Source organism: Bradyrhizobium sp. (genome assembly GCF_030654605.1).
Classification (GTDB): Bacteria; Pseudomonadota; Alphaproteobacteria; order Rhizobiales; family Xanthobacteraceae; genus Bradyrhizobium.
The window spans coordinates 42,795-57,562 of record NZ_JAURXB010000023.1 but is presented as its reverse complement, the minus strand read 5'-3'; the positions used below and the strand labels follow the sequence as shown (position 1 = coordinate 57,562).

At 64.2% G+C, this 14,768-nt stretch carries 11 protein-coding genes; 8 read left to right on the top strand and 3 right to left on the bottom strand.

Features of this window, described 5'->3' with window-relative positions; all coding sequences use genetic code 11:
- Together Q7U29_RS02080 and Q7U29_RS02075 are read right to left on the bottom strand one after the other, a co-directional pair.
- Positions 1-1,515, bottom strand: coding sequence for a DUF4173 domain-containing protein (locus Q7U29_RS02080; RefSeq protein WP_304737812.1), 1,515 nt, complete (start codon positions 1,513-1,515; stop codon positions 1-3).
- A gap of 5 nt (positions 1,516-1,520) precedes the next feature.
- A complete protein-coding gene (locus Q7U29_RS02075) occupies positions 1,521-1,730 on the bottom strand; it encodes a hypothetical protein (protein WP_304737811.1) in 210 nt (69 codons plus the stop codon).
- Positions 1,731-1,979: 249 nt separating this feature from the next.
- On the opposite strand from Q7U29_RS02075, the gene Q7U29_RS02070 reads away from it, so the two are divergent.
- The 8 genes from Q7U29_RS02070 (at position 1,980) to Q7U29_RS02035 (ending at position 14,109) form a co-directional block, all read left to right on the top strand.
- Positions 1,980-3,086, top strand: a complete 1,107-nt coding sequence (locus Q7U29_RS02070; RefSeq protein WP_304737809.1) for an efflux RND transporter periplasmic adaptor subunit — start codon at positions 1,980-1,982, stop codon at positions 3,084-3,086.
- A gap of 125 nt (positions 3,087-3,211) precedes the next feature.
- The gene (locus tag Q7U29_RS02065; protein ID WP_304737807.1) at positions 3,212-6,352 is read left to right on the top strand and encodes an efflux RND transporter permease subunit; all 3,141 of its coding nucleotides are present in this window, start codon (positions 3,212-3,214) and stop codon (positions 6,350-6,352) included.
- A gap of 29 nt (positions 6,353-6,381) precedes the next feature.
- Positions 6,382-6,993: a TetR family transcriptional regulator gene (locus Q7U29_RS02060; protein ID WP_304737805.1), complete on the top strand. Its 612-nt coding sequence runs from the start codon at positions 6,382-6,384 to the stop codon at positions 6,991-6,993.
- Between the two features lie 148 nt (positions 6,994-7,141).
- Positions 7,142-7,774, top strand: a complete 633-nt coding sequence (locus Q7U29_RS02055; RefSeq protein WP_304737804.1) for a flavin reductase family protein — start codon at positions 7,142-7,144, stop codon at positions 7,772-7,774.
- A 254-nt stretch (positions 7,775-8,028) separates the two neighbouring features.
- The gene (locus tag Q7U29_RS02050; protein ID WP_304737802.1) at positions 8,029-10,296 is read left to right on the top strand and encodes an acyl-CoA dehydrogenase; all 2,268 of its coding nucleotides are present in this window, start codon (positions 8,029-8,031) and stop codon (positions 10,294-10,296) included.
- Entirely contained in the window at positions 10,296-11,579 is a 1,284-nt protein-coding gene (locus Q7U29_RS02045; RefSeq protein WP_304737800.1) for an acetyl-CoA C-acetyltransferase, read from the top strand. The genes Q7U29_RS02050 and Q7U29_RS02045 overlap by 1 nt, the downstream gene beginning before the upstream one ends.
- 2 nt (positions 11,580-11,581) lie before the next feature.
- A complete protein-coding gene (locus Q7U29_RS02040) occupies positions 11,582-13,678 on the top strand; it encodes a 3-hydroxyacyl-CoA dehydrogenase NAD-binding domain-containing protein (protein ID WP_304737798.1) in 2,097 nt (698 codons plus the stop codon).
- 77 nt (positions 13,679-13,755) lie between these two features.
- Entirely contained in the window at positions 13,756-14,109 is a 354-nt protein-coding gene (locus Q7U29_RS02035; protein WP_370691680.1) for an acyl-CoA thioesterase, read from the top strand.
- 9 nt (positions 14,110-14,118) lie between these two features.
- Here Q7U29_RS02035 and Q7U29_RS02030 read toward each other — a convergent pair whose 3' ends face one another.
- Positions 14,119-14,748: a bifunctional 2-polyprenyl-6-hydroxyphenol methylase/3-demethylubiquinol 3-O-methyltransferase UbiG gene (locus Q7U29_RS02030; protein ID WP_304737795.1), complete on the bottom strand. Its 630-nt coding sequence runs from the start codon at positions 14,746-14,748 to the stop codon at positions 14,119-14,121.
- Positions 14,749-14,768 lie beyond the last annotated feature (20 nt).

The window sequence follows — 14,768 nt, the reverse complement described above, 5'->3', positions numbered from 1 at the left end:
CTAGCCTTTGTCGCCGTCGAGGGGTTTTTGCGCCATGCCGGGATTGTTAGCCAAATATCGTTGCAGGCGCCATGTCCGAAAATCCATGGCTCGCCAGTTTTCCGAACGCCGCCGCCGGTTCTCGCAAATGTCGGGACCGGCCCGCAATTTTGAAACCGTGGACTGGAGCGCCGGAATCTGCGGCAAGTGCGGTTCGAGGACGGGTAAGACCTCTGGACCCAGCGAATGCAGATAGTCCTTGTCGAGCCAGGGACCGGTGCCACCGGCTTCCCGCGAGTGCGCCACGTTGTAGGCTGCCACCAGCCTCGGCGCGTTGATGAAGCAGCACCCGTACAGCACCAGCGCCAGCGATACGGCGTTCGCGGTGACCAGCCAGGAAACCGGCTTTCGCTTGATGATCTGGATCAGGATCAAGCACAGTCCCGTGGCCACCAGCAGCATCCAGATGAAGGCCGCGAGCCGCAGAAAGGTGAGCGAGTAAGCGGCGACATAGAGGTCGAGCCGGAAGATCGACGAGATGACGAGGAGGATGTTCTGTCCGATCCATGCCAGCACCAGCGGGCGGATCAGCCTGGATTGCTCCGCAGGTCCGCCCGGCCGCATCGCGATCAGGACGAAGCCGGCGGCGAGCAGCGCGGTCGCGATCAGGGGATAGGCGCCGCGGTGGGCATAATGCGCGTAGCTCATGCCGTCGGGCAGGGTCGCGCCGCCCCAGAGATAGACGAGATCGAGTCCACTCTGCAGCGCGAACAGCGCATTGAACAGGATCAGCGAGCGCGACATGGCCTGGACGCCGAGCAGATAGTCCGGAGCCGCGCGCACGGTGGCGGCGACGACGGGCTCGGCTTGTCGAACCGGCTGCGGTCTGATGCGACGATGGATCAGCGGCCAGATGGCGCAGGCGATCAGCAGCCAGAAGAGGGTCCGCGAAAACTCGAAATGCCGGAACAGAACGCGCGGATCGATCTGCATCACCCGATGTTCGATAAGTGGATTCGCCGACGACAGCAGACCGAGGAACAATGCAAAGATGCTCAGTGGAACGATCCAGCCCACCAGCCAGCCGAGCCATCCGGGCGTCCACGCCGTCATGTGCCGGAGTCCGGCGAACAGATCGCCTGCCAATCGAAATGGACCGCGTAGGGGTACCGTCACGGCTTCCAACAACTGCCTTTGCCAGGACGGCCCCGCGGGTGCGGTCATCGCGAGGACGAACAGCGCTGTTGCCAGCGAACTCAAGAGAACCGAGAGGAGGTTGACGTCCTCGATAGGGGCCAGCAGTCCGGCAATGAATACCGAGGTCATGATGATCCGGATCTTGCGGGTTGCTTTCACGCGATTGCCGGCGACGCCGGCGATGCCGAGCGCCGCCAGAAACAGCGCCAGCGAGATGCCGATCTGCCAGCCGTAGAACAGCCAGTCGGCCAGCGCGACGCAGCCGGCGGCGAGCAGCAGCGGCGTGACCAGCGGGCGCGCGGGAGCCGGAGCGAAGTCGGACGCGGTCGCAATCGACATGGTGTTCATTTCCCTGACGTGACGAGAGTGAGGTGGCGAACCCGGGGCTTGGACTTGAGCTTGGGCCTGGACCGGGTCTCGGGCGTGGCGGCGTTGCGCTTCGGAAAGGCGATCATCGAGCGAGGGGCGGCCGGCGTTTCCAGCCACCAGCCGTCATTGAGCAGCCGCCGAGGCAGTCGCGAGGGTCTGAAGCTGACGATGATGATATTCCCCATGATCCGAGCATGGGGTCCGCTTTGGCAGGGCTGATGTGCGGGATGATCAGGATTTGCGGATTGTCGTGCAGGTTTTGCGCAGACGCAGGTCGCACGACGCGGGGGCCATCCCCGCCATTCGCCGGCGGCGGGCGGTCTTGGCGCGCCCTTAACCAGCCGGACAGCTCACGAAATCATGATCAGTGACGAATATTGACAATCGTCACTAGACATTCGACACTGCCCATCATGTCATCGAGGGAAGCCAGCATGTTCGCCCGTCACATTTTGTCGAGCTATTCCAAATTCTTAGCGGGCCTCTCACTGGCCGCTGTGGCGATCGCCCTGACCGGTTGCAACGAGAAGGTGGCGGAAAAGGCCGCTCCCGGACGTCCCGTGCTGGTGGCGACGGTGCAGTACAAGCCGGAATCGCCGGAGCGCAGTTTTGTGGGCACCATCAAGCCCCGGATCGAGACCGACATGGGCTTTCGGGTCCCCGGCAAGGTGGCAAAACGCCTGGTCGAGGTCGGCCAGACCGTCGATGTCGGCCAGCCGCTGGCCACCCTCGATGAAGTCGATCTGAAGCTGCAGGCCGAGCAATCCGAGGCGGAATTCCGCGCTGCCACCGGCGTGCAGGCGCAAGCCACCGCTTCCGAGCAGCGTGCCAGGGATCTGCGTGCCAAAGGCTGGACCACCGAGGCGCAGATGGATCAGGCACGCGCCGCCGCCGACGAAGCCCGCGCGCGGTTCAATCGCGCCGAGCGCTCGGTCGAACTTACCAGGAACAGTCTTTCCTATGCCACGCTGGTCGCCGACACCCGCGGCGTCGTCACCGCGACCCTGATCGATGCCGGCCAGGTGGTCGCGGCGGGGCAGACCGCGGTCCGGGTGGCGCGCGTTACGGAAAAGGAAGCCGTGGTCGCGATTCCGGAAACGCTGGTCGGCCGCGCCAAACAGGGCACGGCCAGCGTCAGCCTGTGGTCCGAACCCAACAAGAAGTATGCCGCGAAGCTGCGCGAGATCGCGCCCGCGGCCGATCCCGCGACGCGCACTTATCTGGCGAAATTCTCGCTGCCGGACGCCGGCGACAGCGTCTCGCTCGGCATGACCGCGACGCTGACGCTGGCCGATCCCGCCACGTCGAGCGTGGCGCGGCTGCCGCTGTCGGCGCTGTACAGCCAGGGCGGCAATCCCTCGCTCTATATCGTCGACGACAAGGGCGGCGTGACCCTGAAGGCCGTCACCGTGAAATCCTACGAGAGCAACGACGTCGTGATTTCCGGCGGCGTCGATGAAGGCTCGAAAGCCGTCGTGCTCGGCGTGCAAAAACTCGACCCGGCCCAGAAGGTCAGGGTCGTGTCGTCGCTGTCGTTCTGAAATCGTTTCGTCATTGCGAGGAGCGCAGCGACGAAGCAATCCATCTTCCAGCCCCATGGATTGCTTCGCTTCGCTCGCAATGACGAATTCAATTGGGTACTGCGCGTCGATCAATGGAGAGTGAGATGAAACACTTCAATCTCTCGGGCTGGGCGGTCAGCCACCCCGCGCTGATCCTGTTCCTGGTGATCGCGCTCGGCGCCGCCGGCTTCTTCTCCTACCAGAAGCTCGGCCGCGCCGAGGACCCGTTCTTCACGGTCAAGGTGGTCAACGTCTCCGCGATCTGGCCGGGCGCCACCGCTGCGGAAATGCAGACCCAGGTCGCCGATCCCATCGAGAAGAAGCTGCAGGAACTGCCTTATTTCGAGAAGGTGCAGACCTATTCGAAACCGTCGTTTACGGCGATGCAGGTCACCTTCAAGGATTCGACCCCGCCGAAGGACGTGCCCTACCTGTTCTATATGCTGCGCAAGAAGCTCGTGGACGTGCAGGGCCAGCTGCCCACCGGCTTGCTCGGCCCCACCGTCAACGACGAATTCAGCGACGTCGATTCCATTCTCTATATGATGACCGGCGACGGCGCCGACTTCGCACAATTGAAAAAGGCCGCCGAGGGCATGCGCCAGCGGCTGCTCAAGGTGCCTGGCGTCACCAAGGTCAATCTCTACGGCGCCCAGGAAGAGCGGATCTTCGTCGAGTTCTCGCACGCCAAGCTGGCGACGCTCGGCATCACGCCGCAGGCGCTGTTCGATTCACTGGCCAAGCAGAACAATGTGGTGCCGGCCGGCACGGTGGAAACCTCCTCGCAGCGTGTGCCGCTGCGCGTCACCGGGGCGCTCGACGGCGTCAAGGCGGTTGCCGAGACGCCGGTCGAAAGCAACGGCCGGGTATTTCGCCTGGGCGATATCGCCACCGTGACCCGCGGCTTCGTCGATCCGCCGACTTTCGTGGCGCGGCAGGAAGGCAAGCCTGCGCTCGGCGTCGGCGTGGTCACCGCCAAGGGCGCCAACGTCCTGGAGCTCGGCAAGGAAGTCGAGAACGCCACCAATGAGTTCATGAAGGCGGTGCCGCAGGGCATCCAGGTCGAGCAGATCGCCGACCAGCCCAAGGTGGTCGAGCGCGCCGTCGGCGAGTTCGTGCGCTCTTTCATCGAGGCGCTGGCGATCGTGCTGTTTGTCAGCTTCGTGGCATTGGGATGGCGCACCGGCATCGTGGTGGCGCTGTCGGTGCCGCTGGTGCTGGCGATCGTCTTCATCGTGATGAATGCGATGTCGATCGACCTGCACCGCATTACACTCGGTGCCTTGATCATCGCGCTCGGGCTATTGGTCGACGATGCCATCATCGCGGTCGAAATGATGGTGGTGAAAATGGAGCAGGGCTGGGACCGCATGCGCGCGGCGTCCTTTGCCTGGGAATCAACTGCGTTTCCGATGCTCACGGGAACGCTGGTCACGGCCGTTGGCTTCCTCCCCATCGGCTTTGCCAATTCGGCGGTCGGTGAATATGCCGGCGGCATTTTCTGGATCGTGGCGATCGCGCTGGTGGCGTCATGGTTCGTCGCGGTGATCTTCACGCCCTATATCGGCGTCAAGCTGCTGCCCAACATCACCGTGCATCACAACCACGATCCGCACGCGGTCTACGAAACCCGCTTCTACCGGATCCTGCGCAGCATGATCCAGTGGTGCGTCGATCACCGGATCAAGGTGGTGCTGGCGACGGTGGCCGTGTTCGCGCTCTCCATCGTCGGCTTTGGTCACGTGCAGCAGCAGTTCTTCCCGCTGTCGGAGCGGCCGGAACTGTTCCTGCAGTTGCGGCTGCCCGAGGGCACCGCGTTCAACGTCACCGAGAAATCGGTGAAAGCCGCCGAAGGGCTGCTGAAGGACGACAAGGACATTGCGACCTACACGTCCTACGTCGGCCAGGGTTCGCCGCGCTTCTGGCTCGGGCTCAACCCGCAGTTGCCGAACGAAGCCTTCGCCGAGATCGTGATCATCTCCAGGGACGTCGACGCGCGCGAGCGGATCAAGGCCCGTCTGGAGAAGGCCGTGGGCGAGGGTGTGCTGTCGGAAGCGCGCGTACGCATCGATCGTTTCAACTTCGGCCCGCCGGTCGGCTTTCCGGTCCAGTTCCGGGTCATCGGCCCCGACCCCAACACCGTGCGCGACATCGCCTACAGAGTGCGCGACGTCGTCAGGCAGAATCCCAACGTCATAGATCCGCAGCTCGACTGGAATGAGCAGTCGCCCTATCTCAAGCTGGTGGTCGACCAGGACCGCGCCCGCGCGCTCGGCCTGACCCCGCAGGACGTGTCGCAGGCGCTGGCCATGCTGATTTCCGGCGCGCCGGTGACGACGATCCGCGACGGCATCGAGAAAGTCGGCGTGGTGGCCCGCGCGGTGCCGTCCGAACGGCTCGATCTCGGCCGCGTCGGCGATCTCACCGTGACCTCGCGCAACGGCGTCGCGGTGCCGCTGACGCAGATCGCAAAAATCGAGTACGCCCATGAGGAGCCGATCATCTGGCGTCGCAACCGCGACATGGCGATCACCGTGCGCGGCGACGTCGTCGACGGCGTGCAGGCGCCTGACGTCACCAGCGAGATCTCGCCGAAACTGCAGGAGATCCGCGACAGCCTGCCGGCGGCCTACCGGATCGAGGCTGGCGGCGCGTTCGAGGAGTCCGCCAAGGGCAATGCCTCGATCTTCGTGCTGTTTCCGCTGATGGTCATCGTCATGCTGACGCTGCTGATGATCCAGTTGCAAAGCTTCTCGCGGCTGATCCTGGTGTTCCTCACTGCGCCGCTCGGCATCATCGGCGCCTCGCTCGGCCTGAACGTCGCCAATCAGCCGTTCGGCTTCGTGGCGCTGCTCGGGCTGATCGCGCTGGCCGGCATGATCATGCGTAACGCCGTGATCCTGGTTGACCAGATCGAAACCGATGTCCTGGCCGGCCTGTCCCGCAAGGAAGCCATCGTCGAAGCCACCGTCCGGCGCGCTCGCCCGGTGGTGCTGACGGCGCTGGCCGCTATACTCGCCATGATCCCGCTGTCGCGCTCGGCGTTCTGGGGTCCGATGGCGATCACCATCATGGGCGGCCTGTTCGTGGCGACCTTCCTGACCCTGCTGTATCTGCCGGGCCTCTACGCGCTCTGGTTCCGCAAGAGCCTCGAGGAACGCGGCACGGCTGAGAAAGTTGACGTTGCGCCGCAGCATGAGAGCGACAAGCAACTCGCATTTCCGCTTGCCGAGGCTGCCGAATAATTGAACATTGGGTGGGATTGAGTCCTGACATGGCGCTGGTTTCCGACCATATCGAACCCGATACGCGGGAGCGGATTCTCGTGGTGGCGGAGCGTTTGTTTCGCCAAATAGGCTATCAGAAAACCACCGTGGCCGACATCGCCAAGGCGCTGCGGATGAGTCCGGCCAACGTCTATCGCTTCTTCGATTCGAAAAAGGCGATCCACCAGGCGGTGGCGCGGCTGCTGATGGGCGAGGTGGAGGAAGCGGCGCAGGCGATCGCGGCGCGGCCCGGTCCGGCGGTCGGCCGCCTGCGCGAACTGCTGACGACCATTCATCACATGAACAGCGAGCGCTATGTCGGCGATTCCAAGCTGCACGAGATGGTCGCGATCGCGATGGAGGAGAACTGGGAGGTCTGCAACGCGCATATCCAGCTGATCGGCGAAATCATCGGTTCCGTCATCGGCCATGGCGTCGCTTCGGGCGAATTCGAGGTCGCCGACGTGCCGGTGGCAGCGATCTGCACCTGCATGGCGATGATGCGGTTCTTCCATCCGCAGATGATCGCCCAATGCATCGACAAGCCGAGCCCGACGCTCGACCAGATGATCGATTTCATCATCGCCGGCTTCGCGCCGCGCGGTAAGGCGGCGCGCTAGTCGTCATTGCGAGCGCAGCGAAGCAATCCATCCTGCAGCGCAAAGAAAGAAGCTGGATTGCTTCGTCGCAAGCGCTCCTCGCAATGACGTTGATAGTTCTCTAGGGTGGGCCCGCTTCGCTTTGCCGAACCTACGAAGGAAAAATAACGTGGACGCCAAACCCCCGAAAGACCTGCATTATTACGAGCCGGCCCACGGCCACGGCCTCAAGCACGACCCGTTCAACGCCATCATCGCGCCGCGCCCGATCGGCTGGATCTCGTCGCGGGACGCCAAGGGCAACGTCAATCTCGCGCCCTACAGCTTCTTCAACGCCTTCAACTATCATCCGCCGATCATCGGCTTTTCCTCGACCTCGTGGAAGGACTCAGTCCAGAACATCCAAGAGACCGGCGAGTTCGTCTGGAACCTCGCCACCATGGACCTGTCGCAGCAGATGAACGCGACCGCGGCGCATGTCGCCCATGACGTCAGCGAGTTCAATGTCGCAGGCCTCACGGCGGTGCCGGGCAAACTCGTCAACGTGCCGCGGGTCGCGGAAAGCCCGGTTTCGTTCGAGTGCAAATTGTCTCAAATCATCCAGCTGCAGGGCGCCGACGGCAAGAAGGCGCAGGCCTGGCTCACGCTCGGCGAGGTCGTCGCCGTCCACATCGACAAGGCCTTCATCAAGGACGGCGTCTACCAGACAGCACTCGCCCACCCGATCGTTCGCGCCGGCCGCCAGGGGGACTATTTCGAGATCAAGCCGGAAAACATGTTCGAGATGAAGCGGCCGGATTGATCGCGTAGCGAGATTCTTCCTTATCCCTCCCCCCGCGCGGCTCTTCGCCGCGTGGCGGGAGGGATAAGAGGAACCGACGCGCCTCATGGCCGTTATCAGGCACCAGTGCGCCGGATCATCTGTTGGATCAATTTCGCCTCAATTTCAGTGCGAAGTGTTCACCGAAACCCCCCGCTTTCCGCTAGGGTGAACCGTCTTTTGGCATAGACGGTGCCGCGACCATCGCGCCGTTCCCCGACCATGAGGACACCGCCATGAGCTTCCGCCGCGATTACCTCACCAAGCCGATCTTCTCCTGGGCGCGCGGCGTGCTGCCGGCGATGTCCGACACCGAGCGCGAAGCGCTGGAGGCCGGCGACGTCTGGTGGGATGCCGACCTGTTCACCGGCAATCCGGACTGGGCCAAACTGCTGGCGATGGCGCCGGCGACGCTGACTCCGGAAGAGCAGGCGTTCCTGAACGGCCCGGTCGATACGCTCTGCGCCATGCTCGACGACTGGAAGATCAATTGGGAATGGCGGGATTTGCCGCCCGAGGTCTGGGCCTTCATCAAGCGCGAAAAATTCTTCGGCATGATCATTCCGAAGGAGCATGGCGGGCTCGGCTTCTCGCCCTATGCGCATTCCGAAGTGGTGCGAAAGCTTTCGTCGCGGTCGCTCACTGCCGCCGTCACCGTGATGGTGCCCAATTCACTGGGCCCCGGCGAACTGCTGATGCGCTTCGGCACCAGGGACCAGCAGCAGAAATGGCTGCCGCGCCTCGCGGACGGAAGCGAGATTCCCTGCTTCGGGCTGACCAGCCCGGAAGCCGGCTCCGACGCCGCGTCGATGATCGACAGCGGCATCATCTGCAAGGGCAATTTTGACGGCAAGGAAGTGCTTGGGCTCCGCCTCAACTGGCACAAGCGCTATATCACGCTCGGCCCGGTGGCGACGCTGCTCGGCCTTGCCTTCAAGGCCTACGATCCGGATCACCTCGTGGGTTCGCAGGAAGAACTCGGCATATCCGTGGCGCTGATCCCGACGGATCTGGCCGGCGTGGAGATCGGCCGGCGCCATCTGCCGTCGATGCAGGTGTTCCAGAACGGCCCCAACAAGGGACATGACGTCTTCATCCCGATGGACTACATCATCGGCGGGCAAGAACGCCTCGGCCAGGGCTGGAAAATGCTGATGACGGCGCTAGCCGCCGGGCGCGGCATCTCGCTGCCGTCATTGTCCGCCGCGGGCGCGGCCTATGCCGCGCGCACGTCAGGCGCCTATGCCCGCATTCGCGAGCAGTTCAACGTGCCCATCGGAAAATTCGAAGGCATCGAGGAGCCGCTGGCGCGCATCGCCGGCACCGCCTATCTGCTCGACGCCGCGCGGCGGCTGACCTGCGCGGCGCTCAACCAGGGCCACCATCCCGCGGTGATTTCCGGCATCATGAAGCTGCATGCTACCGAAAGGATGCGGATCGCGATCGACGACGCCATGGACATCCATGGCGGCAAGGCCGTGATCGACGGCCCGCAGAACTACATGGGCAGCCTCTATCGCTCGGTGCCGGTCGGCATCACCGTGGAGGGCGCCAATATCCTGACCCGCAATCTGATCGTGTTCGGGCAGGGTGCGATCCGCGCGCATCCCTATCTGCTGGAAGAGATGAACGCGCTTGGCGAGGCCGACCGCGCCAAAGGGCTCGATGCTTTCGACAAGGCGTTCTGGCAGCATATCGGCCACAGCGTGACCACGCTGTTCCGTGCCTGGGGCCCCAACTGGAGCGGCGGGATGTTTGCGCCGGCGCCGGATGCCGGCGAGGCCACCGGGTTCTATCGGCAGCTGTCGCGCTATTCCTCGGCCTTCGCCCTGTGCGCCGACATGGCGCTGCTCACGCTCGGCGGCGCGCTGAAGCGCAAGGAAATGCTGTCGGCGCGGTTCGGCGATATTCTTTCCGAACTCTACCTGCTGTCCGCCGCGCTGAAGCGCTGGCAGGACGAGGGCCGCCAGCAGGCCGATTTCGCCGCGCTGGAATGGTGCATGGCCAGCGGCTTCAAGACCATCGAGAACCGCTTTGCGGAAATTCTGGCCAATATGCCCAACCGCTTCGTCGCTGTTATTCTGAAGTTCGTGATCCAGCCGTTCGGCGTGCGCGTGCTCGGGCCGTCCGACCGCGTGGTCCACCAATGCGCCCAGCTGGTGCTGGAGCCGTCGGCGGCGCGCGACCGCCTGACGGCGGATTTGTCACATGTCGATGACGACGGCGGCGTGGCGCGTCTGGAGAAGGCGTTCCTGCTGGTGACCGGCGCAGAAGAGATTGCCAAGAGCATGCGCGCGGCCCGCCTCCATGACTGGAAGGAGGCGGTCAAGCGCGGCGTAATCACCCAAAGCGAGGGCGAGAAGCTCGCCGCCGCCCGGGAAGCTGTCGCAAAAGTGATCGAGGTCGACGACTTCGCGCCTGAGGCGTTGTCGCCGATTTACAAGAAGCCCGCCGATGTGCATCAGTTCTTCCAGGAATTGGGTGAACAACGGGCAGCAAGCTGATGGCGCGACCGGTCTACATTATCGACGGCAGCCGGACGCCGTTCCTGAAGGCGCGTTCCGGGCCGGGGCCGTTTACCCCGGTCGATCTCGCCGTGCAATGCGGCCGGCCGCTGCTGGCCCGGCAACCCTTCGCCCCCACGGCGTTCGACCAGGTGATCCTCGGCTGCGTCAATGTCATTGCCGACGAGATGAACCCGGCCCGCGTCGCCGCCCTGCGGCTCGGCATGGGCGAAGCCATGGTGGCGTTCACGGTGCAGATCAATTGCGGCTCCGGCATGCAGTCGATCGACACGGCCTACCGCTATATCCGCGAAGGCAATTCGGACCTGATCCTGGCCGGCGGCGCCGAAGCCCTCAGCCACGCGCCGCTGGTCTGGCCGCAGCAGGGTGTGCGCTGGTTCGCAGGCCTTGCCAGCGCCAAGGGCATTGTCGCCAAGCTCGCCGCACTTGCCAAAACCCGCCCCAGCTATTTCAAGCCGATCATCGGCCTCGAGCGCGGGCTGACCGATCCGATCACCGACCTCAACATGGGACAGACCGCCGAAAAGGTCGGTTATCTCTTCGGCATCACCCGGGCGCAGTCGGATTTTTATGCCGCCGAAAGCCACAAGCGGCTCGCCAACGCGCAGGCGCAAGGCTGGCTCAAGGGCGAGGTCGAAACCGCCTTCGCGCGCGACGGCAAGTTTTATGACCACGACGACGGCGTGCGGCCGGATTCCACACCCGAAAAGCTGGCGAGCCTGAAGCCTGTGTTCGAGCGGCCCTGGGGCCAGGTCACGCCGGGCAATTCCTCGCAGATCACCGATGGCGCTTCGTGGGTCATCCTGGCTTCCGAAGAGGCGGTCAAGCAGCACGGCCTGACGCCGAAGGCGATGATTGTCGACAGCCAATGGTCGGCGCTCGATCCCTCCATCATGGGTCTCGGCCCGGTGCTTTCGTCGAACGAACTCCTGAAGCGCAACAAATTGTCGCTCGGGGATATCGAGACCTGGGAGTTGAACGAGGCGTTCGCGACGCAGGTGCTGGGCTGTCTCGCCGCCTGGAACGACGAAAAATTCTGCCGCGAGATTCTGGGCCTCGACGGCGCTGCCGGGCCGATCGACCACGCCAGGCTGAATGTCGACGGCGGCGCCATCAGCCTTGGCCATCCCGTCGGCTGCAGCGGCAACCGCATCGTGCTGCATCTCGTCAATGCGATGAAGCGGCTGGGAACCAAACGCGGCATCGCCACCGAATGCATCGGTGGCGGGCTGGGTGGCGCCATGCTGATCGAGACGGTGTGATCATGGATAGCAGGATCATGGACCTTCTCGCCGACCGCGTGCTCGAGCTCGGGCCGAAGCCCGAGCCCGGCGGACCCTACCGCCACTTCAAGCTGACCCGCGATGCCGACGGCATCGCCTGGCTGTTGTTCGACCGCGAGGGCGCCAGCGCCAACACGCTGTCGGCCGATTTGATCGAAGAACTCGAGACGGTGCTGGCGGCACTGGAAGCCCAGCGTCCCACCGGGCTCGTCATCCGCTCCGCAAAGCCGTCCGGCTTCATCGCTGGCGCCGACGTCAACGAATTCCGCGGCGCCACCGATCCGTGGCCGGTCGAAGTCGCCATCGGCCGCGCCCATACCGTGATCGACCGCCTCGAAGGCCTCAAAATGCCGACCGTCGCGGTGATCCACGGTTTCTGCCTCGGCGGCGGCCTCGAGGTGGCACTGGCCTGCCAGTCGCGCATCGCCATCGAGGGCGCGCGCTTTGGCTTTCCGGAAGTAATGCTCGGCCTGCATCCCGGCCTCGGCGGCACCGCGCGCTTCACCAGGCTGGTCAATCCAATGCAGGCGATGACCCTGATGCTGACCGGCAAGACCATCGATGCCCGCAAGGCCAAATCGCTCGGGCTGGTCGACGCGGTGGCAGAGGAGCGGCACGTCCGCAATGCCGTGCGGGATGCAGTGTTCGGCCGCCTGAAGCGCGCCAAGCCGGGGCCGCTCAACTCGATCCTTAACCTCGGTCCGGTCAGGGGCTTGCTTGCCAAACGCATGCGCGCCGAGGCCGGCAAGGCAGCCCCCCGTGAACATTATCCCGCGCCCTATGCGTTGATCGATCTCTGGGAGCAGCATGGCGACGACAAGCTCGCGATGCTGCGGGCTGAAAAGACTTCGTTCGCCCAGCTGATGGTGACGCCGTCGGCGCAAAACCTGATCCGGGTGTTCTTCCTGCGCGAGCAGATGAAGAAGCTCGCCGGCGGCGGCAACAGGATCGAGCACGTCCACGTCATCGGCGCCGGCGCGATGGGCGGCGACATCGCGGCCTGGTGCGCCGGCCAGGGTTTTCACGTCACGCTGGCCGACATGAAGCCGGAGCCGATCGCCGGTGCAATCAAGCGCGCATCGGACCTGTTCGGCAAGATCCTGCGCAAGCGCATCGACATCCGCGACGCCTTGGACAGGCTGATCCCGGATATGGACGGCGAGGGCGTCCGCAACGCCGACCTGATCATCGAGGCGGTGCCGGAGAAACTCGAGCTGAAGCAGAAGATTTATGCTGCGTTGGAGCCCCGGATGAAGCCGGGCGCCATCCTCGCCTCCAACACATCGAGCATTCCGCTGCAGGATCTGCGGACCACATTGACAAAACCGGAGCGGCTGGTCGGCCTGCACTTCTTCAACCCGGTGTCGCGGCTGCAACTGGTCGAGGTCGTCAGCCATGACGGCAGCGATCCCGAGATGCTGAAGGCGGCGCTGGCCTTTGTCGGCGCCATCGACCGGCTGCCGCTGCCGGTCAGGAGTTCGCCGGGCTTCCTCGTCAACCGCGCGCTGACGCCTTACATGCTGGAGGCGATGGTGATGCTGGACCAGAAGATCGACAAGTCGGTGATCGATGCCGCGGCGGTGAAATTCGGCATGCCGATGGGGCCGATTGAGCTGGCCGATCAGGTGGGGCTCGATATCTGCCTTGCCGTCGGCGACATGTTGCGCTCGAAATTCGGCGATCAGCTGCCGCCGACGCCAGCGTGGCTGCGCGAGAAAGTGGCCAAGGGCGAATTGGGCCGCAAGACCGGCAAGGGATTTTATCTCTGGAAGGACGGCAAGGCCGACAAGAGCGCGGTGTCGCCCTCGATGCCGGAGCCGACGGAGGAAATGATCGACCGGCTGGTGCTGCCGATGTCGAATGTCTGCGTCGCGGCGTTGCGCGAAGGCATCGTCGACAATGCCGACGCCGTCGACGGCGCCATGATCTTCGGCACCGGCTATGCGCCGTTCCGCGGCGGCCCGCTGAATTACGCCCGCACCCGCGGACCCGAAAACGTGGTGTCGACCCTGCACGCGCTGGCGGATAAATTCGGCGACCGCTTCGCGCCGGACGCTGGCTGGGAAACGTTCAAGTGACCGACTCCAAAGCCGGTCATGCGCCGCTCAATGCGGACACCGAGCCGCGCGGCGATCTCTGCATCCGCACGCTGGCGATGCCGGCCGACACCAATGCCAATGGCGATATCTTCGGCGGCTGGCTGCTCAGCCAGATGGATGTCGGCGGCGGCGTGTTCGCGTCCAAGGTTGCGAAATCGCGCACCGTGACGGTCGCGATCGAGGCGATGAATTTCCGAAAAGCGGTGTACGTCGGCGATCTCGTATCGGTACATGCCAACCTGGTCCGGATCGGCCGCACCTCGATCACCGTCCACCTCGAAGCCTGGGTACTGCGGCGCAAGGAGATGCAGTCGATCCTGGTGACCGACGGCAATTTCACCTATGTCTCGATCGACGATCACGGCCAGCCGCAGGTCATCCAGCGCGACGAGCCGCCGATTTCGGCCTAAGGGCGGGACCTATCGTTTGCGTGCCACGATGTAGGGACGGGCGTCTTTGCCCTTGGTCGCGTGGCTCTCCGTGGCAAGGATTTCGAAGCCTGCGGCAGATATGGACTGGCTCAACTCCGCCGCCCGGAAGGCGCTGACATAGGGTGCCTTTCCGATCGCGCGCATCGCCGGCAACAAGGCAAGCCGGATCACTGGATTCATATCCCCGAGGCAGGGTGTCTTGGAGATGAACAAGCCATCCGCTGCAAGCAGGGCGTGGATGCGGTTCAACGTGCCCGGCAAATCGCGGACCAGATGGAGATAGTTGAACACCAGAACTGCATCAAACTGCCCGTCCAGCGCCTCTGCGGTCGCGGTGCGGAAGACAAGCGCCGGGACAGGAAGGGCGGCGTGTTTCTCTTCGGCAATCGCGATCATTTCAGCGGAGATATCCGTCGCAAGATAGCTTTGCACACCGCCTGCAAGCCGCAGCGCCGTTGTCCCTGTTCCGCAGCCCAATTCCAACACCCGGTCGGCCGGTCCCAGCAGGGCAAGGGTCCGCTCCAGCGAGCGCTCATACCCGGCTTGATCCGAAATCTTGGCAGCGGCGTACTTCCGTGAAGTCCGGTCCCAGAAACGGGCGTCGCTCGCGGTGCTCATGGTGAGGCGCTCCTATGCAA

Coding starts and splice junctions, on each gene's coding strand:
- Q7U29_RS02080 (WP_304737812.1), bottom strand. CDS start 1,515: ATGTCGATTGCGACCGCGTCCGACTTCGCTCCGGCTCCCGCGCGCCCG.
- Q7U29_RS02075 (WP_304737811.1), bottom strand. CDS start 1,730: ATGGGGAATATCATCATCGTCAGCTTCAGACCCTCGCGACTGCCTCGG.
- Q7U29_RS02070 (WP_304737809.1), top strand. CDS start 1,980: ATGTTCGCCCGTCACATTTTGTCGAGCTATTCCAAATTCTTAGCGGGC.
- Q7U29_RS02065 (WP_304737807.1), top strand. CDS start 3,212: ATGAAACACTTCAATCTCTCGGGCTGGGCGGTCAGCCACCCCGCGCTG.
- Q7U29_RS02060 (WP_304737805.1), top strand. CDS start 6,382: ATGGCGCTGGTTTCCGACCATATCGAACCCGATACGCGGGAGCGGATT.
- Q7U29_RS02050 (WP_304737802.1), top strand. CDS start 8,029: ATGAGCTTCCGCCGCGATTACCTCACCAAGCCGATCTTCTCCTGGGCG.
- Q7U29_RS02045 (WP_304737800.1), top strand. CDS start 10,296: ATGGCGCGACCGGTCTACATTATCGACGGCAGCCGGACGCCGTTCCTG.
- Q7U29_RS02040 (WP_304737798.1), top strand. CDS start 11,582: ATGGATAGCAGGATCATGGACCTTCTCGCCGACCGCGTGCTCGAGCTC.
- Q7U29_RS02035 (WP_370691680.1), top strand. CDS start 13,756: ATGCCGGCCGACACCAATGCCAATGGCGATATCTTCGGCGGCTGGCTG.
- Q7U29_RS02030 (WP_304737795.1), bottom strand. CDS start 14,748: ATGAGCACCGCGAGCGACGCCCGTTTCTGGGACCGGACTTCACGGAAG.